Here is a 22,428-nt window from a genome sequence, read left to right as displayed (position 1 = left end):
GAATGTCACCGACGGCCGCCACTCGGGCGGCAGAGCCTTGTATCCCTCGCGGAGATACCAGTCGGGCGGGTTGAGGCCTGCCGCTTGTACACGGACGAGCACCTCTCCCGGCTTTATCACAGGTGTCGGCGCGTCCTCATAGCGAAGAACATCGGGAGCGCCGAACTCATGGAAGCGGATCGCCTTCATTTTTTTCGTCCTCCGATCAGATGCGTTCGAGGAGGGCGACAGTGCCTTGACCACCATCGGCGCAGATGCTGACGATCCCTCGAGATCCGACCGGCATGGCCCACAGCTCTTTCACAGCTTGGCTGAGATCACGCGCGCCGGTCGCGCCGAAGGGATGTCCGATGGCTACCGAGCCGCCGTTCGGATTGACGCGATCCCAATCGAAGTTGCCCATCTCAGCCGAAACACGGGCCTTCTCTCGGACCCAGTTCGGATCGGTGATGGCCGCGACGTTGGCCAGCACCTGTGCCGCGAAGGCCTCGTGGATTTCCCAAAGTGCGATGTCGGCGAAGCCAAGGTGATGGCGCGCGAGAAGTCGTGGAATGGCATATGACGGCGCCATCAGCAGCCCCTCCGTGCGCAGGTCGACCGCCGAGACTTCGTAGTCGATTATCCGCGCATAGGGCGTGCCATCGGGCAGCCTCTTCAGACCCTCCTCGTTGGACACCCAACAGCCGGCCGCCCCATCCGTGATGGGGGAGCTGTTGCCGGCTGTCAGGCTACCCATTCCGCTCTCACGATCGAAGGCGGGCTTCAAACCGGATAGACGTTCGGCGGATGTGTCCGCGCGCGGGTTCGCATCGCGGGAAAGCTCCGGCAACGAGATCACGAGGTCATCGAAGAAGCCGCCGTTCCAGCCGGCGACGGCGCGCTGGTGGCTTTTTAGAGCCCAGTCATCCTGAGCCTCACGCGAGATGCGCCACGCCTTGGCGGTCTCCTCCATGTGATCGCCCATCGTCCTGCCCGTAAGGCGGTTGGCCCAGCCCTTCGTGGGGAGCACATAGTCTTGAGGGGTCAACGCCCCCAGGGCGGCAAGTGCTGCGGCCGGATCCTGCGCGAAGAGATCGGTGAGTCGTTTAGATGCCTCAGCGGTGAGAGCGAGCGATGGTCGGCTCATGACCTCAGACCCGCCGACCAGTATCAGGTTGAGCCCGCCGCCGAGCATCCCGGCTGCGGCGAAGCTCGCGGTCATGCTGGTCGAGCACGCTAGGACTACGGAGAATGCTGGAACGTTGGGGTTGAGCTTCGCGTCCAGCCAGATTTCGCGAGCGATATTGCTCCAGCCCAGGTTCGGGATGACGGTTCCCCAGATCGACAGATCGGGCTCCGCAAGCTTCGCCATTTCTTGGACGACTGGCACTGACAATGAGGCCGCGTCATAATTTGCCAGCGCTCCTCCGCCACGGCCGAATGGTGTCCGCAAGCCTGCGGCTATGAAAACTGGTTCAGCGAAGCGGCTCACGGTGATCTCCCAAAGCAAAAGATTTTAATTAGACGAGGTGGCGTGGTGCGGTCCGCTGACGGCAGGCGCCGCCCGTCAGGGCGTCTCCCCATCCCTGAGGTCGATGACCATCTTTCCGATGTTTTTTCCGGCGAAGAGATCGAGGAACGCCGAAGGGGTTCTCTCGAGGCCGTGAACAACCGTCTCCTGCCATTTGACCTTCCCATCGGCGATCCACCGGGTGACGTCGCGCTGGAAATCCTCCCAAACCGACATGTTGTGGATGGTGACGAAGCCTTGCAGCAGGAGGCTCTTCTCAATAACCGCATAGATATTGCGGGGACCGACCGGCTCGCTATTGTATTGCTCGATCATTCCGCACAGAGCGAAGCGTGCGAAGTCATTGGCCGCCTCAAGCGCCGCTTCCAGGTGCGTGCCACCGACGTTGTCGAAATAGATGTCGACACCCTTAGGCGCAGCTTCGCGAAGTGCTGCGACCATGTCGTCCGTATTCTTGTAGTTTATCGTGGCATCAGCGCCTGCTTCCTCGCGCAGCCAACGCAATTTGTCCTCGCCGCCCGCGGACGCAACGACTCGGCATTCCTTGATCTTTGCGATTTGGACAGCGAGCGATCCGACCGAACCCGCTGCTGCTGACACGAACACAGTTTCGCCAGCTCGCGGCTTTCCGATCTGGAGCATGCCGATGTAGGCGGCGAAGCCTGGGAAACCGAGCGGGCCCAGATACGCCTGCTCTGGAATCGTCGTATCGATCTTAGTAGCGGATGCGGCGTCGATGATCGCGCGGTCGCGCCAGCCGGCAAAGTGGCTCACGACCTCGCCAGGGCTGAACCGTTCATCCTTGCTTTCGACTATGACGCCGATCGCGGCGCCATCCAGAGGCTCGCCAACTTGGAAGGGCGGCATATAGCTTTCTCGACCGGTCATGCGGCCGCGCATGTAAGGGTCAACGGAGAGCCACCGGTTGGCGACGAGCAGTTGTCCTCGCTCTGGCGCGGGGAGATCCTGCTCGACGAGTTCGAAGTTGTTGGCCTGCGGTAGCCCTTCGGGACGACTTTTAAGGTGAAATTGACGGGCCATGATGGTCATGCGCGAAGCCTTTCCCGGACAGAGCTTGAGCTGGGCGCTCCCGCGTGATGGGATGCGATCATCTGGCCGCCCCTACCCACCGTAGCGCTCGGTCTTGATGATCGAGACGCCCAGCCCTGCCGACAATGCGCTGTCCGTCGCGATGTTGACGAAACCGTTCGACCCGCAAACGAACACGTGGCCCGGGTCGCGACCGAGACGTGCGATTGTCGCCTGGACCATCCCATCGTCGATCCGTCGGCCATAGTCCGAGGCGCGCGTTGGCGCTTCTCGCGTAATCGCGAGCGTCAAGATGAACGTGGGATCGCTCATCTCGATTGAGTGGAGTTCGCTGGAGAAGAGCACGTCCTCAGCGGTTCGCGCCGACAAGAGCAGAGCGACTGGAACGGCCTGTGCCGATGCCCGACGCTGCCGGATCATCGCCATCAGCGGCACCACGCCTGAACCTGCGCCGATCAGCAGCACCGGCTTGTCGGTAGGCTCGGGCCAAAGAAAGTGGCCTCCAAGCGGTCCCCTGAGTTCGATCTCGTCGCCGGCTGCGGCGACGTCGTGGAAGAATGGCGAAACTTCGCCATTCGGCAGGCGCTCGATGGCGAGTTCCAGGATCGGTGAAGAGCCCGCCGACGATGCGATCGAATAACTGCGCATCGCCTGATAGCCGTCTGGGGCGGTCAGCCGGACGTCGACGTGCTGGCCTGCTGTATGGACGAATGGTTCCTGCAACCGCAGGAAAAAGCTCTTGATACTCGGTGTCTGTTGGACGATTTCGTCGATCACGCCTGACTGCCACGACGCGGGTTGCGCATCGAACTCAGTCATGGGTGTACCGTTGCTCGCGCCACGGATCACCGTAGATGTGATAACCGCGCAACTCCCAGAACCCGGCCTCGTCGCGAGTGGTGAACTGCAGCGCATTCACCCACTTGGCGGACTTCCAGAAGTAGAGATGCGGAACAAGAAGGCGCGCCGGTCCGCCATGGTCGCGGGGAAGCGGCTGGCCCGCGTAGCTCAGCGCGACCATAGCTTTGCCGGACAACATGTCCGCGAGCGGAACATTCGTCGAATAGCCATCGTAGCAGTGCGCGAGAACGAAGTCTGTTGGCTGTTTAACTTCAGCGTCAGCGAGGATGTCCTCGATCAGCACGCCTTCCCACTTCGTGTCGAGCTTGGACCAGGACGTGACGCAGTGAATGTCTTTGGTCACTTTGGTCTTTGGAAGGGCGTTGAATTCACTCCAACTCCAGACCTTCACGGGTCTCGGACCGATCTTGACCGTGAACTTCCAGTCGGACGTCTCGATACGAGGCGTTGGCCCAGCGGTAAGAACGGGAAAGTTCTCCACGAGATGTTGACCTGGCGGAATACGGCCCTCGTGGTCGCCGCCTGAACCGCGGCCGGTGAAACCTCTGGTGACCATGCCGAACCCCCTTGCTCGTCACGACAGACCGACCGACTTCATCTCAGGCTAATGCGTAGATGACCCTCGCAAAGGAAAGATATCGAGCGGATCGCAAAGCTGATGTTCAGACAACCGGGTGTTAAATCAGTAGAGACACGCAATTCATCACTATGACTCGCGATAATCCCGCCTCGACTATAGCTTTATATCAGACTGCTTTCCCAATGCCCTGTCGCTATAGTTTCGATAGCTTTGAATCGGTATTGCGTGAGCGTTATGGCTCGTGGGACAGAGAAGCTTCGCGAGGTGAGGTCGCCAGCATGCGACTGCGGCGTGCCCAGGAGGTCGTCATTCCCATCCAAGACGAGATTATCGCAGCGCTCGGCGTTTCGGCGTCGTTCGATGCCCGACGCGAGGCGGTAGAACGCGCCGCCTTCCTCCGCGACTATCTGAGGTCGTCGGGGCAGCGAGCGTATGTGCTTGGAATCAGCGGCGGCGTCGATTCCCTGACGGCGGGCCTAATCGCGCAATCGGCCGTGAAGGATCTGCGTCAGATCGGGTACGAATGCGAGTTTGTAGCGGTGCGGCTGCCCTATGGCGAACAGATGGACGAGCGCGATGCTCAGCTTGCCTTGTCAGCCATCAGGCCCGACCGCGTTGCGGTGATCAATATAAAGCCCGCGACCGACGCGCTGTGGAGCGAGATGACAGGCTCCAATTACGAGTCCGCCGACCCCGGCCTGCGCAGTACGGTGCTCGGGAACATCAAGGCACGCCAACGGATGGTCGCCCAGTTTGCTCTCGCGGGGACCCTGGGCGGCCTTGTGATTGGCACGGACCATGCAGCCGAAGCGGTGATGGGTTTCTTCACAAAGTTCGGCGATGGCGCGGCCGATGTTCTCCCTCTCGCCGGTCTCAATAAGCGGCGCGTTCGCGCGATCGCGTCTCATCTGGGCGCCCCGGCGGAACTGATCAGTAAGGTTCCCACGGCAGATTTGGATGACGCGATGCCGTTACACCCCGACGAAGACGCCTACGGCGTGACCTATGATGAGATAGACGATTACCTCGAAGGAAGGGGTGTGGCCCAGGCGGCGGTCGAGACGATCCAAAGAGCGTACCGAGCCACCGCGCATAAGCGCGCGCTGCCTGTGGCCTCCAACGTGCAGCTTCTGGCGCCGCAAGGGTCGAACGGACGCTAAATTTGCTCCCGCCTAGGACATAGAAACTATGTCACGCCGCTATTGGAAAAGACCGGCGTTGGAATTCATAGTCATCCACGTAAACTCGTGGCCTCGTCGGGTATAGTCGAGACAAGATTTTGGTCTTATCGACTATTTGACGCTCGGGCCGTGGGGCGGTGAAGTATAGCAGTTCCCCTGCGCTCGCGAGTTTTCGCTGCACGTCGGGCACATGCTTCGTGTTCGGAGAGAGGGATGAGCGCGGCCGATCGTCAAGCGCCAGAGCTTCGCATTCATCGGTGGATCGCCGTGGATGGAAGCGACCTTCAGACGCCGATCAAGCTATCGGATCTTGGCGTAGGGCCGAAGATCCTTTTCGCGTTTCAGCACTGGTGCAGGGGCTGCCATCTGCATGGGTTTCCCACACTGCAGAAATTGCATGGTGCGCTGGAGTCCAGAGGCGTCGGATTCGCAGTGATCCAGACGGTCTTCGAAGGAGCGCACGAAAATACATTCGACAAGTTGCGCATCAATCAGGTGGAGTACCGTCTCCCCGTCGCCTTCGGGCACGACGAACCGCCGCCTGGTGCTGCGTTTCCAACGTTCATGGAGGATTACCGGACACGGGGAACGCCGTGGTTCACGGTCATCAATGCCGACGGTCGCATCGTCTTTTCGGATTTCCACCTGGACGCGGATCGTTTGGTGGCAAATTTGGAGAGCTCGTGAAACATGCCACGGTGGCTCATTCTAGCCTGCACCCACTTCGTCGTTGGCATCACAGGCTTTGCTGCCGGCATCTACACGCTGCCTATCCTCACCGCGCCGGCGTCGCCCACTGAAGCTGCGTTGAGGAGTTCGACGCCTGAGGCGCTCTATTCGGGAAAGCTTTCTCGTGATCTAGCCGGCAGCGACCTGCTGCACTGGGGTGAAGGCGAAGTGCAGATCCTGCCTCACCGGATCGCACACATCGGCCGTCTCTCTCCCGGGCCGGACTACAAGCTTTATCTCGCCCCGCACTTCGTCGAGACCGAGGAAGCGTTCCTCGCGATCAAGGACGCGTCGGCCCGGGTCGGCGATGTGAGGACGTTCAACGGCTTCATTATGGAGGTGCCCGCCGACATCGACGTTCGCGACTACAGCGCCGTTGTCATCTGGTGCGAAGCCTTTGATCAGTTCATCAGTTCTGCGGCGTATCAGCCTCCGCGCCAGGCTCGGAAATGAGTCAGGCGATGAACAGCGTGAAGGCGGCCTGCGCGCGGGGGCTCGTTTTGGCGCCGGTCGCAGCGCTATTGTTGAGCGTCGCCACGTTGCTCTTGGGCAATGGTCTACTGGGTACGCTCCTGATCGTGAGGGCTGGGGAGGAAGGCTTTTCAGCTCAAACGATCAGCGCGATGATGTCCCTATACTTTGCGGGCTTCACCATTGGCGCTCTCACGCTGCCCAAGATGATCGTGTCCGTGGGCCATGTGAGGACTTTCGCTGGCTTCGCCGCGATCGCCTCAATGACGGCTCTTCTTCATGTCGCATTCGTGGAGGCGAACGTATGGATGCCGCTTCGCCTTGTGACCGGCTTCGCCTATGCAGGCATGATCCTAGCGACTGAGAGTTGGCTCAACGCGCACGCGATTCAATCCACGCGCGGTCAGCTTTTGTCGATCTTCGGCGTTGTTTCGATGGGTTCATGGGCCCTTGGTCAAGCGCTGCTCAACATCGCGCCGCCTGCAGACGTGACGCTATTCCTGTTCGTCTCGCTGCTGATATCTGCGGCCGTCGTCCCCGTCACGCTACTGCCCAGTCATCCCCCGGCCGAGGTTCAACAGGAGCCCGTCGCCTTTCGCGATCTCGTTGCAATTTCGCCCCTTCCGTCGGTCGGCGTTTTCCTAGCCGGCCTGGCCATCGGCGGCTTCTGGGGACTAGGCCCCAATTTTGCGCAGAGGATTGGCCTCGATGTGGGCGGCATTTCTGCGTTCATGGCTGCGGTCCTTGGTGGAACGCTCGTGCTGCAGTGGCCATTGGGATGGCTATCGGACCGCGTGTCGCGGACACTCGTCATTGCCGGCGCCGCCCTGGCTTCCGCGGCGGCTGCGATCGGCGTAGCGCTGGCTGCGGAGGCGCCTCTGCCTGTGCTACTTGCGGCGGGCGCGCTGTTCGGCGGCTTCGGTATTCCCATCTATTCGCTATGCCTTGCCGTTGCGAATGACGACCTTCCTGCGGGTCGGCTGCTGGGGACCGCTCGCGGACTTCTCCTACTCAACGGGATCGGAACCGCCGCCGGGCCGCTCATCGGAGGCCTGGTGATGGACCTCCTCGGCCCTGGCGGCCTGTTCCTCTACGCAGCGGCACTGCTGACTGCCCTGGCGGTCTTGGCCGGTGTCCGCAGGCACTCAGACCGCTCGGTCAAGACGAGAGCAACACGCTGCCCGAGCACGGCGATGATCACCGGGTCGCTCGACGCGATGATACGAACCCCGGCGGATCAGCGCCGCTGAGACGCCTATGCCGACGACCGAAGGATTGCCAGTCGGCTGTTAGAGGAGCCTGGCTGAGAACAAGGCGGAACGTGTCATGGATGAGAGCGTGAACGCTCTAGCCGCGAGAAACGCATACGAGGCTAAACGGGGGGCGATCGCCATCCTCCCGTTGGCCTTGGGGGCCAGCGTGTACGGCTTGGCCTTTGGTTTCCTGGCCGTACAGGTAGGTTTCCCGTGGTGGGGCGTCGCGATCATGAGCGCCTCTACCCATGCGGGCTCTTCGCAAATCATCGCGGTTGAGCAGTTCGCTTCCACAGGTGTCGTGTTGGGCGCGGTTCTGGCCGGTGCGTCACTCAACCTGCGCTATGTCGGCATCATCGCCTCTTTATCCGAGGTGTTGGCCGGCTTGTCGCTGAGGAAGAAGCTCTTCGCCATCCACATTACTGGCGACGAGAACTGGGCTTTGACGATGTCCGAGCGGGCGAAGTCCCCCGATGTCGGAGCACCATTCCTCATAGGCTCAGGGCTGGTGAACATCTCCATGTGGACAGCCTCCACGACGCTCGGGGCCTTGCTTGGCGCCGCGCTGCCCGATCTCGGACGCTTTGGCCTGAGCTTCGCGTTCACGGCGGCCTTCATTGCGATGGCGCGAGGTCTGTGGCGGGGACGTTCCCAAGTTCTGCCATGGACCATGGCCGCGGCAGCGACCATGGCCGTCATCTCGCTCGGCATGCCCAAAGCTTACGGGATCATCGTCGGCGCATTCTTCGGCTTGGTGGTGACCTTCTTGAAGCGCAGGATCGAGGCGGCAGCCCGATGAGCGCTTCGCACTGGGGTGTTGTCAGTTTGCTCGTTGTGGCTGCGTTTGCGATCCGGGTCGCCGGATTGATTGCCGGTGAACGAATTAGGGTTTCCAGGCAGGCTTGGGTTCTGGACGAGTTGCCTGGGCTGATCGTGGTCAGCTTGGTCGCGTCGTCGTTGATCGGTCAGCCACCTCCAACCTGGATCGCGGCCGGTGTCGCGCTGGGTGCAGCGATCGCCACGAACCAGGTCATCGTGGCGATGGTATTGGGAATGCTCGCCTACGCAGGTCTGGGGTGGCTTAGCTCGTAAGTGCCGATCATCTGAGAGAAGCGGCAATGGGGAGGCCGGATGTCGTCCAGTAAGGCTGCGAACGTCGATGGCCCGCACTCACGATCCGAGGACCGCGGGTCCTCGCCTACGCAACAGCCTCCACGGTCAAATCGCGGCCATTGAACTGCACCGTTTCCCCGGCTCGCGCGCCTTCGATCGCCTCGTAGATCGGGGCCATCGTCGAGATGCCCATCAGTTCCTGCCCATGACAAATGAACCTGCCAGTCGAGACCGAAATGACGAAGTGCTTACCGGACAGCTTGACGACGGCGCCTTCCGAGACTTCTGACTTTGGTCCAAAATCGATTGTCCGGAGTTTGTCGAGCTTATCAACATAGTCATCGAGAGTGTCATCGAGCGCCTCAGCAAAGTCGCTCGCCACCTCGGCTTGCGCCTGCTCGTCGTTCTCGATCGGCTCGCTGCGATCGAGGCGCGCGGTGGAGACGTAATCCAGATACTTCTTGCGAGCGCTTTGCAGCGCCGCGGTTTCAAGCGACAGCATTGTCTCGCGAATATGGTCCTTGTTCCAGTCCATCTCTGCCTCGTTATTTTTGACCTTAAGGGGCATCCCATCCATCGTTGGGGTCTGGGTTTCCCGCGCTCCGCCGACATCATTCGTCGGTAATAACGTCTTCGCCCTGGTAGGGAATCCTGATCAGCCGGGGATCCCGAATAATGCTCGTCACGAGCCAGACGTATGATTGTTCTGCTGTATCGAAGCCGAGGATGCTGAAGGCTCCCCCGAACGGGCATGCCGGAAAGTCAGGGAAGCCTTCCCGCAAAACGTAACGCTCAGGGTCGCGATCAAACTCGCTTTTGTAGACTTTGCGCAGCCCATGCTTGCTCGGCACGTCGGCGTCACCGGCCGGAGCTGTTTCACGATGCTCAAGAAGCCGTTCGGACAGGTCACGGTGACATATCTCGTCGAACACATCGAAGGCATCGATAAGCAGACCTTTATGCTCGGTCGCCGGATCTGTGATGGCGTAGATGTTCGAGGCGTCTTCGGCTCCATCGCCGCTCTCAAGGCGTAATGCGGCATCGACACGAATGCTGCACGCGTCGAGGGTCGATCCGAGTTCGAGATCGACAAGAGCGCCGTCCTTCACACGGTACTCTCGGTCATAGCCCTTAGCCACGAAGGACTGTACGGCGTCCAGAACGTCTCTCACTGGAGTTGTCATCAATGCACCTCGAGTTCGGATTGTAGGGGTTGCGCGCCGACCGAAGGCGCGCTTTGGCTCCGTGACCGACCAGCACTGAAGATGCGGAGCACCATCATAGCCACTTGGCTCGCTTGAAGCGGACGAACAGGAAAAGACAGAACGTCAGCATTAGGCCGAGCACGACGAAATAGCCGTAAGCTGTGTCCAGCTCCGGCATGTTCCTGAAGTTCATTCCATATATGCCCGCGATGGCCGTAGGGACCGCGAGGATCGCCGCCCAGGCAGCGAGCTGGCGCGTGATGACGCCTGTCCTCTGCGCCTCAAGAAGGCTGCTGAATTCGAAGACCGTGGACAGCACCTGGAGGAGGCCATCGACCATGGACTGGACCCGATCGACATGGTCGGCGACATCGTTGAAGTACGGCCGCACCTCAGCGCTGATGCACGGGAAATGTCCGCGAACGAGCTTGCGCACCAGTTCCGCCATAGCGCCAAGGGTTCGCTGGAAACGCGTCAATTCGCATCGCAAGCCGAAGATGCGCGCGACCTCCGCCCGCCCCAGGAAGTCGTCGAGCGATCGCCTCTCCATCGCGAGCACGTCGTCCTCGATCATTTCGAAGATCGGCAGATACTGATCGACGATGCGGTGAAGGATGGCATGCAGGACGTAGTCGACACCCTTACCAAACTGAGCAGGCGAACCCTCAAGCTGCTCGCGAAGATTGCCAAGCGCTCCGGCGTTGCCGTGACGCACGGTGATCAGATGGTTGTGACCAGTGAAGATCGCGGTCTTGCCGTAGCGTATGCGGTCCCCAACCAGCTCGGCCGTCTGAGCGACGACGTAAAGCTCGCCGTTATAGACTTCGAGCTTCGGCGGGCACATCGGATGCATCGCGTTATCAATCGCCAATGGATGCAGATTGTAGGTCGACTGAAGCGCCCTGAGTTCGCTTTCCGAAGGCTCGCTGAGCCCAATCCAGCAGAAGCCAGATCGGTTCTTGTCGAGCTCAACCCGCTCGTCGATAGCGACTTCGCGGATGCGGCGACCCTCGTCGTAATAGTAAGCGGCGATGACGCTCATGCGGGCCTCGCAGGGATAACCAGGCCCCGCTGCACGGCTGGTCGAGCGAGGCCGCGATCCAACCAACCCCGGACGTTCCGGTGTTCGGCGATGCGCAACAGGTCACCGGCGTCATAGGTGCTGACCAGGGCATTGACCCAGCCGAGCGTCGCGATGTCGGCGATGGAATAGTCGTCGACGATCCACTCGCGCCCATCCAGCTGGCGATCCAAGATCCCCAGCAGGCGCTTGGACTCGTCGGCGAACCGTTGCTGAGGCCGCTTGTCCTCGTAGTCCTTTCCGCCCCAACGCAGAAAGAAGCCCAGCTGACCGAACATCGGGCCGATCGCCGACATCTGGAAGAATACCCAACTCAGCACCTCATAACGCCTGGCTTGTCCCGGTGGGATCAATCGGCCCGTCTTCTCGGCGAGGTAAACGAGGATCGCACCGGACTCCCAAACGCCGAGCGGCTCACCATCGGGCCCTGACGGATCGATGATCGCAGGGATCCGCCCGTTTGGGTTCAGCGACACGAAAGCGGGGTCTTTGGCCTCGTTTGTGCTGATGTCGATAAAGTGCGGCTCGTATGGCAGGCCGGTCTCCTCGAGCATGATGGAGACCTTGACGCCGTTGGGCGTGGGCGCTGCATAGAACTGCAGGAGATCGGGATTGGAGGCAGGCCAGCGCTTGGTGATCGGATATGACGAAAGGTCTGGCATGCTGGGGCAATCCTACCAAATCGATGGCCGGCAAGCGGCATGACCGCTTGAGGGGCCGTACGAGGACCGCATCGTTCGCCGATGCGGTCCCATTGCTTGCGATGCAGAGCGCTATGTCGCGATAGGCGCTGCAGCTATTCTGCTGCCGCTCCGGTGGTAGGCTGGGTAGCACCAGCGTCTTGACGCTTGGGGAGCACCCAATTCGCGCGCGGAAAATGGCACGTGTAACCGCCCGGGCGCTTCTCGAGATAGTCTTGGTGCTCCGGCTCCGCTTCCCAGAAATCGCCGACAGGCTCGACTTCGGTGACGACTTTGCCGTCCCACAGTCCGGAGGCGTCGACGTCGGCGATCGTCTCCTCGGCGACCCGCTTCTGCTCATCGTCCACATAGTAGATGCCGGATCGATAGGAGAGGCCGCGATCGTTGCCTTGCCGATCTTTCGTCGTCGGGTCGTGGATCTGGAAGAAGTATTCCAGGATGTTACGGTAACTTGTCGCTGCCGGGTCGAAAATGATCTCGATCCCTTCAGCGTGAGTACCGTGATTGCGATAGGTGGCGTTCGGGACGTCGCCACCGGTGTATCCGACGCGGGTCGACACGATGCCGGGCTGCTTGCGGATCAGATCCTGCATGCCCCAAAAACATCCGCCTGCGAGAACAGCGCGCTGATGCATGTTACGCCTCCTCCACCTGATCGAGATATTCGCCGTAGCCCTCGGCTTCCATCTCATCGCGCGGGATGAAGCGAAGGGCGGCCGAGTTAATGCAATAGCGCAGTCCGCCACGGTCGGCCGGACCGTCGGGGAACACGTGGCCGAGATGGCTGTCGCCATGGACCGATCGAACTTCCGTCCGGACCATGCCGTGCGAACTGTCCCGCACCTCGTTCACGTGCGCGGGGACGATGGGCTTGGTGAAGCTGGGCCAGCCGGATTTCGACTCGAACTTGTCCGTCGATGCGAAAAGCGGCTCTCCGGACACGACATCGACGTAGATGCCCGGTTCTTTGTTATCGTTGTATTCACCGGTGAAGGCTCGCTCCGTGCCGTCTTCCTGGGTGATCCGGCGTTGCTCGGGGGTCAGGCGGTCGATCGCTGCCTGAGACTTTTCAAACTTCATGATCGTCTCCAATACTTGGTTTCAGGGCCAAGGCACATTACGGACATCTTATCTTGCTTGACGGTCACCTCGACTATCGCAGTGCCAATTATATTTATCCAATACGCTGTGCGTATAGTTTCGATAGCTCCGCTGTGATCAGCGGCGTTCAGTTCCACGCGTATCTGGCCGCCATCTGCGCGATCTTCCTGATCTCAACCGGCGCCGTGGAGCCAGAGACCGTCGCGATCACGACCTCTCGCTCGAGGACAAACCCATCGATCGGACGCGTAACCAGACCTTGGGCTGTAGCCGACCGCTCCGGAAGGATGCATATGGCCTCGCCGTCTGCGACGACCCGTTGCACCCAATCGTCACGATCGGACCGGAAGCGCGGCCGCATCAGCACCTCCCGTCGTGCGAAATGGTCTAGGATCTGCTCGCGAAACTCACACTTCAGACGATCAACGAACGGGAACTCCAACAAGTCCTCGCCTCGCACGATATCGCTCGCCGCGAGCGGGTGTTTCGCGGAACAGCCGAGTACGAAGCGCTCACGGAACAGAGGTCGCACATCAAGCTTGCGGTCCGGCCGCGTCTCGCGCGGCAGGATGCATGCGTGATACTTGCCCGACAGCACCTCCGATGTGTCTTCACTCGCCCCGAGCGAATGCATCTTGATCTCGATCGATGGCACTTCTGCCAACGCGCTTTCGAAGAAGGCCGTGAAAAGCTTCGGCCCGACGGTCGGGGCGACGGCTACGTCCAGCACCCGGTGCCTCCCCATGGCCCAGTTTTCAGAATGATGCCGAACACTTTTCATCGCGACTAACATGCGCCGAAACTCAGCCTCCACGTCCTGGCCAAGGCCGGTGAGACGGCTGTTCTTCCCATCGCGATAAATGAGCGGACCGCCGAGCTCTTCCTCCAAGCGGCGGATCGCGCGTGTCAGGCTTGGCTGGGACACACCGCTCAACCGCGCCGCTGCTGTAAAATTCAGCGTCTCGGCCAAGTTGATGAAATAGCTGACCTGATTGAGTTCCATAGCCCTTCGGCCTGCACGCCGTGAATGATGCCGCTTCCAAGACCGGTCTTTTCGACCGCCACCAGAAGTATGCGCGACGCATATAATCACGCTTTAGGGGCTTGTCTATATGCGCCACGCATATAAAAAGAATGTCTTGGACGGCTAGTCCGGGCCTGATGGCGCTTCCGCCAGGGCCCAAGGGTTCCGGTGCACCCACTAAGTCGCCGTGGGAGGCTCGACGCTTATGACAGGAAGACCGTTCACGTTTCCCGGTGGTGGAGGCTCTGATCTAACCGGGTATTTGGAGGCGCCCGAAGGTACGCCTCGCGGCTGGGCTATTTTCGCCCATTGCTTCACTTGCGGGAAAGACAGCCGCGCCGCCGTGTACATCGCACGCGCCCTCTCGCGGGCTGGCATCGGCGTCTTGCGGTTCGACTTCGCCGGCACAGGGATCGAGAGTTCTGCGGATGAAGCGATAAGCTTCGCTTCCGACGTCGATGATCTTAAGGCCGCCGCGGAGGCCATGGCTGTCGCCGGTAAGGCCCCCTCCCTCCTTGTCGGACACAGCCTGGGCGGCACGGCTGCGATCGTAGCCGCCGCCGACTTGCCGGATATCGCAGCGGTAGTGACGATCGGCGCCCCGGCTGATCTTCAGCATATATTGCGCGTCTTTCAACCTGCCGACCTAGACGCGATAGCGAGCGAGGGCGAGGCATCGGTGGATATTGCTGGCAGGCCCTTCCTGATCCGCCGCAGTTTCCTTGAAACGGTCGACGAAGTGGACATCGAGAGGTCTATCGCTGCCCTTCGACGTCCGGTGCTTGTGATGCATTCACCGGTGGATCAAGTCGTGGGTATCGAGCACGCCTCGCGCATCTTCGTCGCGTCGCGCCATCCCAAGAGCTTTGTTTCGCTCGACACGGCCGATCACCTTCTCACCGATGTCGAAGATGCGAATTACGCCTCAGCTATGGTCGCAGCGTGGGCAAGCCGCTTCCTGCCGCCGCTCGCGGCGGACCTTCCACAAGTCGAGTTAGCGAATGGAGTCGTGGCGTCGGAAACGTTGGCGGGGAAGTTCCAACTCACGGTCCGTAGTGGCGAGCACACGCTGTTCGCCGATGAACCAGAATCGGTCGGAGGTCTCGGCAGCGGCCTGTCTCCTTACGAACTGGTGTCGGCCGGACTGGCAGCCTGCACGGTGATGACAATGCGTCTTTACGCGAACCGCAAAGGCTTCCCGCTGGAGCGAGCGACGACGACCGTGCGACACGAGAAAGTGGCGGACATGATGCCTCCCGACCGCTTCACGCGCACCGTCTCTCTCGATGGGCCGCTCAGCGATGAACAGCGGGCGCGCATTCTGGAAATCGCGGATCGGTGTCCGGTCGACCTGACACTCGTCCGAGGCTCGGATGTGCAGACCGAACTTTCGAGCGATGCGCAGCCTGCAGGTGCGGCGCCGGCGAACTGATGTGGTGCACAGAGCGGAGGTTGATCGGATGCAGAGTCTGCCCACTACCGACCAGACGCCGACGCGAACCGAGCGAGCGATACTTGCGGGTGGGTGTTTCTGGGGCCTCGAAGATTTACTTCGCCGCGCGAAGGGCGTCGTGACGACGCGTGTCGGCTACATCGGCGGCGAAATGCCGGACCCGACTTACACGAGACACCATGGTCATGCGGAAGCGGTGGAGGTCACGTTTGATCCTTCGATACTGACATATCGTGCTCTCCTGGAACTCTTCTTCCAAATCCACGATCCGACGACATACGAGCAACAAGGTAACGACGTCGGACCAAGCTATCGGTCCGCGATTTTCTACACGTCTGAGAAGCAGATGGACGTTGCTCTGGAGACAATCGCCGAGATCGAAGCGTCGGGGCGCTGGCCGGGACCTGTCGTGTCCGAGATCAACCCGGAAGAGCCGTTCTGGGAGGCCGAGCCAGAGCATCAGAAGTACCTCCAGCGTCGACCCGGCGGCTATAGCTGCCACTTCGAGCGACCGGCTTGGCGATTGGACCGAGCGAAACGATGAGCGCGCTGGGACGATCGTCAACGATACGGACGCGAAGGCGCTCGCCCCGCGTCGCTAGGTCAGCTGGGTTCTTGCGATGATACCCGAATACGTAATCGCCGGCTTGTGGGGGCTTTTGTCAGGAAGCGGACTTCTGGTCGGGGCGGTACTTGCGGACGTGCTGTACGGGCGACTCACTCACCGCATGATCTCAGCGGTGATGGGCTTCGGTGGTGGTGTGTTGATTGCCGTGGTCGCTACCGAACTCATCGGTGATCGCGTGTCGGCTGGCATGGGACCCTTGGCGATCTTTGCGCTGCTCGCAGGGGCCGCAATCTTCAGCGGCACAAACTGGTTTCTCTCTGGCAGGGGCGCGAAGCATCGAAAGCGATGCGGTGAATGCACCGAGCAGGCCACTGAACAGGAGCGCCGCGGTAGCGGTGCTGCGATTGCGTTCGGCAGCGTTCTCGACGGCATTCCAGAGGCCCTCGTAATTGGGATGTCCGTGGCTGGCGGAGGCAGGATCAGCCTTGCAGTGGTGGCAGGCTTCTTTTTGGCTAATGTGCCACAGGGTCTGTCGAGCACTTCCGGAATGAAAGTCGCGGGCCGATCGCGAAGCTATATCTACGCGGTCTGGATCGGTATTCCGTTACTTGTTTGCATCGCCGCCGGCACGGGAAACCTTCTGCTCGGCTCGGCGTCCACTCAGGCCCCTGCCATTCTCTCGTTCGCAGCCGGCGCGGTCATAGCGATGCTGGCGGAAGCGATGATCCCTGAAGCTTTCGAGAAGGCGCCGCCGTTCATAGGCCTGATCACGGTCGTGGGGTTTCTGGCGGCGTATCTCATCGCTCAACACTGAAACCTGCGACTTCCAGAGCTCTAAGCCTCGCCGCCGTTCTCGCGGTCTACGCCGCGCTCGTGCAACTCGGCATCGATTGGGCAATTCGTGCAGCCCTCGTAACAGCACAAGCGGCAGATGCGGTAGGAATGCTCGAGGTTTTCCAGGCGATCGCGCAGCACGCGTTCAGCAATGCTGTAAAGAGCGTCCAACTCGGTAGGGGTGAGGATCGATAGTCCCTCAGCGATCACCTTGTCGCGCGAGGCCAAGACCGCATCGCTCGCGACCTTGCCAGCCTCTGTAAGATGGAGGGACCGCGTGCGCCCGTCAGTCGAATGCTCGCGCCGCTCGACCAATCCCTCCGTCGACAAACGGTCCACCAAGCGGACGGTCGCGGCATGAGAAAGTCCCACCCCAACTGACAGCATGCGGATCGATAGCCCTGGCTTATGGGCAATCAACGCAAGCGCCGAGGCGGCGGGTCCAGCTTCTGGCGCCCGCGATGAACTAGCGCGAACGATGTCGTCGCTGATCATGAGTGCGAACGCCCCAAAGATATTTCGATCTCGAGGTCCATCCATTGCCCCATCTATATGTGCGCGAAGCATAGACAGCAAGCCATACCCCTCCAATGCCAAGGGATCGAGGTGACCCGAAAGCAGCGTCTTTACAACGGCTTAGGACGTACTGCGGATTGCGCGGAAGATTGAAATCCGGGATCTGGGTCGTCCGGTCGCATAAAATGGCGATACCTGGCGGCTATGGATCGGTGTGGGCTGTCGCGATTTTGGCTCCCAAAACGGCCGAATCACATCACCCCTGCGCCAGGGGCCATCCCTCGTCGGCACCTATTGGCGCGGTTCGGCGGTATGCTCTCTGCGCCGCACCTCGACCGTCTCGCCGCGTCCGATCACGACAGTGTCAATCTCGCTGAGAAACAAGCCGTGCTCCATGACGCCGGGGATGGCATCGATCGCTCGGGCGATCTCAATTGGCCTAAGGCCCTCGCCGAAGGCTGCATCCAAGATGTGATTGCTCTGGTCTGTGAGGAATGGTTCTCCCTCGACCGAGCGAAGCCCCACACGGGCTCCAAGGTTGGCAAGATGCGTTCGAACGAACTCGCTCGCGAAGGGCACGACTTCGACCGCCAGAGGAAACTCGCCGAGCCGTCGAACGACTTTGCTTGCGTCTACGATCACGATCATCCGGCTAGAAGCGGCAGCCACGACCTTCTCTCGGAGCAAGGCGCCGCCACCGCCTTTGATCGCCTGAAAGTGGCAATCGATCTCGTCGGCGCCGTCGATCGTGAGGTCTACCGAACCGAACTGCTCAAAAGGAACGAGCGGCACCGCGAGACGACGAGCGAACATTTCGGTCGCTCGGGAGGTGGCGACAGCGGTGATGCGAAGGCCCTGCCGAATGCGGTCGCTCAGGCTTTGAATGGCATACGCTGTTGTGCTTCCGGTCCCAAGTCCAACGAACATGCCGTCTTCGATCTCGTCGACCGCTCTAGCTGCAGCCAGCCTCTTCTCTGCTTCTCGGTTAGACATCTAACGCCACTTCATCTCGCCGGCATGCGTGCCATCACCAGGTCGATTATGAAACCGGGCGGCGCAAACCTAATCCTCCATGCCGACATTGCCTCGTTGACCTGCAGCCAACAGACGGATAGGTCTATGCGTGGCGCATACATAATGTGGATGGTCTGATCGGCAAGCTTTCGCTGCTGGAGACGACCACCGTATGCCAGGCGGCACTGAGCGAAGTGCGTATGCCGGAGCCAGTTCGGCGAACCAGGGGACACAGGCATGACGGTCAAGGTCGCAATCAACGGTTTCGGTCGGATCGGACGACTGGCCTTACGGTCGATCGTCGAACTACGGCGTGACGACATCGAGGTGGTTGCGATCAACGACCTCGGGCCGGTTGCTACGTTGGCGCACCTCCTGAAGTACGATTCAGTTCACGGCCCCTTTCAAGGATCGATAGCCACCGGCGAAGACTGGATCGACATCGGGTCCGGTAAAATCAAAGTGTCTTCGGAGCGCGATCCATCAAAGCTTCCGCATAACGAGCTTGGAGTCGACGTGGCGCTCGAATGCACGGGTTTGTTCACCTCCAAGGAGAAGGCTGAATCGCACATCCGTGCGGGAGCAAAGCGCGTGCTCGTCTCCGCGCCCAGCGAGGGCGCAGACAAGACGATCGTCTTCAAGGTCAATCACGAAACGCTGACAACCGATGATGTCGTCGTATCGAATGGCTCATGCACCACGAATGTCCTCGCGCCCGTCGCGAAGATCCTGAACGATCTATGTGGCATTGAGCGGGGCTACATGACCACGGTTCACGCCTATACCGGTGACCAACCGACGCTGGATACGGTGCATAAGGATCTCTACCGCGCACGGGCAGCCGCGCTGTCGATGATCCCAACCTCGACCGGAGCCGCGAACGCAATCGGACGCGTGCTGCCAGAACTGAAAGGCAAGCTCCATGGCTCGTCAATCCGCGTGCCAACGCCGAACGTATCGGTCGTCGATCTCGCTGTTTCCGCATCCCGGGAGGTCACGATCGACGAAGTGAACGACGCCATTCGTCAGGCTGCGAGTGGTCCTATGAGTGGGGTGCTCGCTTACACGACAGAGCCATTGGTGTCTGTGGATCTGACCCACCGGACCGAATCCTCGATCGTCGCGCTACCCCAGACCGATGTCGTCGATGGCCGGATGGTTCGCGTGCTTGCTTGGTACGACAACGAGTGGAGCTTTGCGACACGCATGGCGGATGTCGCCGTGGTGATGGCGAAGCTCATCTAGCGGATCGGTTGCGGGAAAAGTCGGATCTTGGCGACAAGATGCGTTCGCGAAACGGAGGCATTGAACATGAATGGGCCACTAGCACGTGCAGCGAGAGCGCTCATTCAGTGGCCGCGATCACATGTCGCCAAGATCGCAGGCTTGGAGGAAGAGGCGCTAGCTCAATTCGAAGCCGGCGCCAGCGTGTTTGCAGCCTCGGATCTGACGCGGCTGCGGGACGCGCTCGAACGCGGCGGCGCGGTCTTCATCGGCGAGGACAATAGCGGAGGGCTCGGCGTGAGGCTTAAATTCAACGCCAAGGATGTGCGTGCGATCAATCGGATGGAGGGCGAAGGTGGGCCGGTAGGCACCGACGACGTCTAAGCCTTCCAGCGAACGCTTGTACTCCGGCAAGAGGCTCGACACCGGCCCACAGATATTGTATGCGCGACGCATATATTGCGTGAGTCGCGGCGATGGATGACCCCTCGGATCGCTTGATCAACATCTTTGGCGCGCTGTCTCAAGCGGTGTCTGACCGCGTGCGCTTGGCGATCGCTGAAGCATTCAATGCGGGGGGCGAGACGGCCGCGGCGTTGATCGCGATCGGTCACGCGCCAGGAATGTCGATCGGCCAGGTACGGCAAACTCTCCGGCTTTCGCATGCAGGTGCAGTTCGCGTCGTCGAGAGGCTAGGCGAGCAAGGCCTGGTGGCGAAATCGTTATCGCCCTCTGACCGCCGGGTAGTTCATGTCTCGCTGACCTCGCGTGGTCAGGTGGAGCGGACCAAGCTGCTAGGTCTGCGGAACGCGGCGGTGTCCGAGCTGCTGAGCAAAGTGTCGGCTGACGATCGCGTCGTGCTGGAGCGGGCCGCGGACAACATCCTGTCGTCGCTGTTCTCGGACCTCCACGGCGGCTTGGCAATCTGTCGTCTGTGCGATCAGGCCCGGTGTGCCGATTGCCCAGTCGGCCACCATCGTCCGTGACGCCCTGACGATCATCCCCTTTTGAGGAGTTCGATATGAGTATTTTCGATCGGTATGAATTGCTTGTGCCCGAGCGCAGTCGGAAGGAACTGGCGCTGTTGAGATGGGCGCTCGTGATCGTTTTCTCTTGGTTCGGCGCGATGAAATTCACGGCTTACGAGGCCGATGGCATCGCCCCTTTCATCGGCCATAGTCCGATCATGAGTTGGCTGGGTATGTTCGGGGTACAGGGCCAAAGTTACTTTGTCGGCGTCATCGAGCTGTCGACCGCAGTCGTGCTGGCCTTAGGGGCTTTCCGCCCATCCTTCTCAGCGCTTGGCGCGCTTATGTCGGCGGCGACCTACTTCATCACCCTGACCTTCTTTTTTACGACGCCTGGGGTCGGGGAGCCGACTGCCGGAGGCTTTCCTGCGATATCCGCCGCTCCTGGCCAGTTTCTGCTGAAGGACGCAGTTTTGCTGGCGGCATCACTTGTGCTGCTGCTTGCGTCGGTCCAACCCAAAAATGAGCGCCTTGGGCCGATGACCATCGATCGGTCGTGAACATAGGCACGATGGTCTTGGACACGCTCCGTGGAGAGTGGGCGCTTCGTCGCAACGTCGATCCGACGGGCGAACAACTGATTGGCGACGCGGATTTCGCTTCGACAGGTGAATCCGCGCTCACCTATCGAGAAAGCGGGATACTTCGGCTTCGGGATGGCCGCGAACTCTCAGCGTCTCGGCAATATCGGTACTGCGCGGTCGGCCACCGAGTAGACGTTCAGTTCGCAGACGGACCGAACACCGGGAAGCTGTTTCTCAACCTTGCATTCTCGCGCAAGAATTGGGGGTACGAGGCAACAGACACCCACTTCTGCGGTGACGACGCCTATCACGCTTTTTACCGAATTCTCGACGCAGGATCTTTCGAGACAGTTATAGGGGTCATTGGTCCACGAAAGGCGTACGACCTGCGGAGCCGGTACTCAAAGGTGTCACCAACGACGCCGGACCGTCTACTTTTTCCCCTGGCCTGACGCGCCGTTCCTGGCCAGTCTGTCACGCGCTTCGAATCCGAAAACGATCGTGGTCGTCATCACAAGGTAGGCGACTATGCCGCCCGGAGAAAGCGTAGGCATTGCGGCAAGGATTAAAGCGTCGTTGCCACCGGGTATCAGGCCGATGCCTATTCCCATCAACGCGCCGCCGGCGATCGACCGCAGGATGCCGGCGGCCGTCGGCCGCTGGAGACGCAAGCGACCCTGGCGCACGGATGCCGTGATGGCTCCCGCAACTGAGGCAATGACCGCAACCAGTGCGTCCTCGCCTGTTGGCGACATTCGAAGAGGAAGGCCGCGTTGGATAAGGTCAGCGAATGTCCATGCTGGCGAAAGCGCGTAGAGAAGCCCACCAGTGATACCGAGGCCGATCATTGAAGCGCCAAATGCCCAGCTCTGCCTTCTTCGCGGTGGGGTCTTCCGCGATACGAAGATCACCGCCAGCGCGAGCACGACGGCTAAGGCAAGAAGCGTCGCGGCCCCAGGGACACTCGGCCTAGCGATGGAACTTGGCCATGTCGCGACGGCGCCAAACCGGCCGAAATCAGCGGCCAAGATGCCGATTGCCAGTCCGGCAGGAAGGGCAAGCAACCGCATCTCTCCATCCCCTAACCGTGCCAGTGAACCTAGCAGGCAGGTGTCATTTATGAGCGCGCCGAGGCCGAAGGCGATGGCGCCGATGATGAGGAGGCCGTTGACGCTCGTCGAGAGTGGGAGGGTCGCGTTCAGCGTCCCCGCCCAGGCGAGCGGTATCGCAATAAGGCCAGCAGCCGCAGACGCCGCAACAAATCCGACGAACATTCTTGGTCGGCGCCGTTGCTGCAACTCATGAGCCGCTACGACCAAGCACGTGCCGCCTCGGTTCGCAGAATACCCGAACCAGAAGGCCAGTATGCATATGAGAAAGTCGAACGCGATCGATGCCAAAGATATC

General features: G+C 60.7%; 28 protein-coding genes and 1 pseudogene. 14 read left to right on the top strand and 15 right to left on the bottom strand.

Annotated features, from left to right (window positions below):
* From AX737_RS32540 to AX737_RS24430, 5 genes and pseudogenes are all read right to left on the bottom strand, one after another.
* Positions 1 to 189, bottom strand: a pseudogene (locus AX737_RS32540) (NADP-dependent oxidoreductase); the annotation flags it as partial.
* Positions 190 to 205: 16 nt separating this feature from the next.
* Positions 206 to 1,471, bottom strand: a complete 1,266-nt coding sequence (locus AX737_RS24445) for a thiolase family protein (protein ID WP_058454404.1) — start codon at positions 1,469 to 1,471, stop codon at positions 206 to 208.
* Positions 1,472 to 1,546: 75 nt separating this feature from the next.
* On the bottom strand, positions 1,547 to 2,560 hold the full coding sequence (locus AX737_RS24440; RefSeq protein ID WP_058454273.1) for an NADP-dependent oxidoreductase: 1,014 nt from the start codon (positions 2,558 to 2,560) through the stop codon (positions 1,547 to 1,549).
* A 72-nt stretch (positions 2,561 to 2,632) separates the two neighbouring features.
* Positions 2,633 to 3,379, bottom strand: a complete 747-nt coding sequence (locus AX737_RS24435; protein ID WP_058454272.1) for a ferredoxin reductase — start codon at positions 3,377 to 3,379, stop codon at positions 2,633 to 2,635.
* Complete coding sequence (locus AX737_RS24430; RefSeq protein WP_024350792.1) at positions 3,372 to 3,977, bottom strand: sulfite oxidase-like oxidoreductase; 606 nt, start codon at positions 3,975 to 3,977, stop codon at positions 3,372 to 3,374. The genes AX737_RS24435 and AX737_RS24430 overlap by 8 nt, the downstream gene beginning before the upstream one ends.
* A 302-nt stretch (positions 3,978 to 4,279) precedes the next feature.
* Between AX737_RS24430 and nadE the strand changes: the two genes are divergently transcribed.
* The 6 genes from nadE (at position 4,280) to AX737_RS24400 (ending at position 8,727) form a co-directional block, all read left to right on the top strand.
* The gene (nadE, locus tag AX737_RS24425) at positions 4,280 to 5,161 is read left to right on the top strand and encodes an ammonia-dependent NAD(+) synthetase (RefSeq protein ID WP_058454271.1); all 882 of its coding nucleotides are present in this window, start codon (positions 4,280 to 4,282) and stop codon (positions 5,159 to 5,161) included.
* Positions 5,162 to 5,395: 234 nt separating this feature from the next.
* Positions 5,396 to 5,869, top strand: coding sequence for a redoxin domain-containing protein (locus tag AX737_RS36335; RefSeq protein WP_024350794.1), 474 nt, complete (start codon positions 5,396 to 5,398; stop codon positions 5,867 to 5,869).
* Positions 5,870 to 5,872: 3 nt separating this feature from the next.
* Positions 5,873 to 6,364 carry a DM13 domain-containing protein gene (locus AX737_RS24415; protein WP_024350795.1) on the top strand — a complete coding sequence of 164 codons (492 nt, stop codon included), beginning with the start codon at positions 5,873 to 5,875 and terminating at the stop codon, positions 6,362 to 6,364.
* An 8-nt stretch (positions 6,365 to 6,372) separates the two neighbouring features.
* Positions 6,373 to 7,632 carry an MFS transporter gene (locus AX737_RS24410; RefSeq protein ID WP_058454403.1) on the top strand — a complete coding sequence of 420 codons (1,260 nt, stop codon included), beginning with the start codon at positions 6,373 to 6,375 and terminating at the stop codon, positions 7,630 to 7,632.
* A gap of 76 nt (positions 7,633 to 7,708) precedes the next feature.
* Positions 7,709 to 8,434, top strand: coding sequence for an AzlC family ABC transporter permease (locus AX737_RS24405; protein ID WP_024350797.1), 726 nt, complete (start codon positions 7,709 to 7,711; stop codon positions 8,432 to 8,434).
* Positions 8,431 to 8,727 (top strand): AzlD domain-containing protein, encoded by a 297-nt coding sequence (locus AX737_RS24400; RefSeq protein ID WP_058454270.1) that lies wholly within the window; start codon positions 8,431 to 8,433, stop codon positions 8,725 to 8,727. The genes AX737_RS24405 and AX737_RS24400 overlap by 4 nt, the downstream gene beginning before the upstream one ends.
* 106 nt (positions 8,728 to 8,833) lie before the next feature.
* On the opposite strand, the gene AX737_RS24395 is transcribed toward AX737_RS24400, so the two are convergent.
* The 7 genes from AX737_RS24395 to AX737_RS24365 form a co-directional block, all read right to left on the bottom strand.
* Positions 8,834 to 9,283 (bottom strand): hypothetical protein, encoded by a 450-nt coding sequence (locus tag AX737_RS24395; RefSeq protein WP_024350799.1) that lies wholly within the window; start codon positions 9,281 to 9,283, stop codon positions 8,834 to 8,836.
* A 76-nt stretch (positions 9,284 to 9,359) separates the two neighbouring features.
* Positions 9,360 to 9,857 (bottom strand): hypothetical protein, encoded by a 498-nt coding sequence (locus AX737_RS32535; RefSeq protein ID WP_231729029.1) that lies wholly within the window; start codon positions 9,855 to 9,857, stop codon positions 9,360 to 9,362.
* Positions 9,858 to 10,026: 169 nt separating this feature from the next.
* A complete protein-coding gene (locus AX737_RS24385) occupies positions 10,027 to 10,995 on the bottom strand; it encodes a magnesium and cobalt transport protein CorA (protein ID WP_058454268.1) in 969 nt (322 codons plus the stop codon).
* Positions 10,992 to 11,696 (bottom strand): glutathione S-transferase N-terminal domain-containing protein, encoded by a 705-nt coding sequence (locus tag AX737_RS24380; RefSeq protein ID WP_024350802.1) that lies wholly within the window; start codon positions 11,694 to 11,696, stop codon positions 10,992 to 10,994. Before AX737_RS24380 ends, AX737_RS24385 begins: the two co-directional genes overlap by 4 nt.
* Positions 11,697 to 11,830: 134 nt before the next feature.
* Complete coding sequence (msrA, locus tag AX737_RS24375; RefSeq protein WP_058454267.1) at positions 11,831 to 12,370, bottom strand: peptide-methionine (S)-S-oxide reductase MsrA; 540 nt, start codon at positions 12,368 to 12,370, stop codon at positions 11,831 to 11,833.
* Between the two features lies 1 nt (position 12,371).
* A complete protein-coding gene (msrB, locus tag AX737_RS24370; RefSeq protein ID WP_024350804.1) occupies positions 12,372 to 12,815 on the bottom strand; it encodes a peptide-methionine (R)-S-oxide reductase MsrB in 444 nt (147 codons plus the stop codon).
* Between the two features lie 148 nt (positions 12,816 to 12,963).
* A complete protein-coding gene (locus AX737_RS24365; RefSeq protein WP_024588018.1) occupies positions 12,964 to 13,839 on the bottom strand; it encodes a LysR family transcriptional regulator in 876 nt (291 codons plus the stop codon).
* Between the two features lie 226 nt (positions 13,840 to 14,065).
* Here AX737_RS24365 and AX737_RS24360 point away from each other — a divergent pair, with 226 nt between their 5' ends.
* The 3 genes from AX737_RS24360 (at position 14,066) to AX737_RS24350 (ending at position 16,695) form a co-directional block, all read left to right on the top strand.
* Complete coding sequence (locus tag AX737_RS24360; protein WP_058454266.1) at positions 14,066 to 15,292, top strand: bifunctional alpha/beta hydrolase/OsmC family protein; 1,227 nt, start codon at positions 14,066 to 14,068, stop codon at positions 15,290 to 15,292.
* 28 nt (positions 15,293 to 15,320) lie between these two features.
* Positions 15,321 to 15,857, top strand: coding sequence for a peptide-methionine (S)-S-oxide reductase MsrA (msrA, locus tag AX737_RS24355; protein WP_029660570.1), 537 nt, complete (start codon positions 15,321 to 15,323; stop codon positions 15,855 to 15,857).
* Positions 15,858 to 15,933: 76 nt separating this feature from the next.
* Positions 15,934 to 16,695, top strand: a complete 762-nt coding sequence (locus AX737_RS24350) for a hypothetical protein (RefSeq protein ID WP_058454265.1) — start codon at positions 15,934 to 15,936, stop codon at positions 16,693 to 16,695.
* Positions 16,696 to 16,715: 20 nt separating this feature from the next.
* On the opposite strand, the gene AX737_RS24345 is transcribed toward AX737_RS24350, so the two are convergent.
* Together AX737_RS24345 and rpiA are read right to left on the bottom strand one after the other, a co-directional pair.
* Positions 16,716 to 17,210 (bottom strand): MarR family transcriptional regulator, encoded by a 495-nt coding sequence (locus tag AX737_RS24345; RefSeq protein WP_230450755.1) that lies wholly within the window; start codon positions 17,208 to 17,210, stop codon positions 16,716 to 16,718.
* 312 nt (positions 17,211 to 17,522) lie between these two features.
* Positions 17,523 to 18,224: a ribose-5-phosphate isomerase RpiA gene (gene rpiA / locus AX737_RS24340; RefSeq protein ID WP_058454264.1), complete on the bottom strand. Its 702-nt coding sequence runs from the start codon at positions 18,222 to 18,224 to the stop codon at positions 17,523 to 17,525.
* Positions 18,225 to 18,482: 258 nt separating this feature from the next.
* On the opposite strand from rpiA, the gene gap reads away from it, so the two are divergent.
* From gap to AX737_RS36330, 5 genes are all read left to right on the top strand, one after another.
* The gene (gene gap, locus AX737_RS24335) at positions 18,483 to 19,490 is read left to right on the top strand and encodes a type I glyceraldehyde-3-phosphate dehydrogenase (protein WP_058454262.1); all 1,008 of its coding nucleotides are present in this window, start codon (positions 18,483 to 18,485) and stop codon (positions 19,488 to 19,490) included.
* Positions 19,491 to 19,631: 141 nt separating this feature from the next.
* On the top strand, positions 19,632 to 19,853 hold the full coding sequence (locus tag AX737_RS24330) for an XRE family transcriptional regulator (protein ID WP_197430705.1): 222 nt from the start codon (positions 19,632 to 19,634) through the stop codon (positions 19,851 to 19,853).
* 113 nt (positions 19,854 to 19,966) lie between these two features.
* On the top strand, positions 19,967 to 20,455 hold the full coding sequence (locus AX737_RS24325; RefSeq protein ID WP_197430704.1) for a MarR family winged helix-turn-helix transcriptional regulator: 489 nt from the start codon (positions 19,967 to 19,969) through the stop codon (positions 20,453 to 20,455).
* A gap of 35 nt (positions 20,456 to 20,490) precedes the next feature.
* Positions 20,491 to 20,997 (top strand): DUF417 family protein, encoded by a 507-nt coding sequence (locus AX737_RS24320; RefSeq protein ID WP_058454260.1) that lies wholly within the window; start codon positions 20,491 to 20,493, stop codon positions 20,995 to 20,997.
* Positions 20,998 to 21,008: 11 nt separating this feature from the next.
* Positions 21,009 to 21,473, top strand: coding sequence for a DUF6314 family protein (locus AX737_RS36330; protein WP_082657592.1), 465 nt, complete (start codon positions 21,009 to 21,011; stop codon positions 21,471 to 21,473).
* Here AX737_RS36330 and AX737_RS32525 read toward each other — a convergent pair.
* On the bottom strand, positions 21,453 to 22,421 hold the full coding sequence (locus AX737_RS32525) for a YeeE/YedE thiosulfate transporter family protein (RefSeq protein WP_082773274.1): 969 nt from the start codon (positions 22,419 to 22,421) through the stop codon (positions 21,453 to 21,455). The genes AX737_RS36330 and AX737_RS32525 overlap by 21 nt on opposite strands.
* Positions 22,422 to 22,428: the final 7 nt, after the last annotated feature.

This window comes from Methylobacterium sp. CCH5-D2 (genome assembly GCF_001556475.1).
In the GTDB taxonomy this organism is placed as follows: domain Bacteria; phylum Pseudomonadota; class Alphaproteobacteria; order Rhizobiales; family Beijerinckiaceae; genus Methylobacterium; species Methylobacterium hispanicum.
This window is presented reverse-complemented; position numbering and strand designations above follow the sequence as displayed.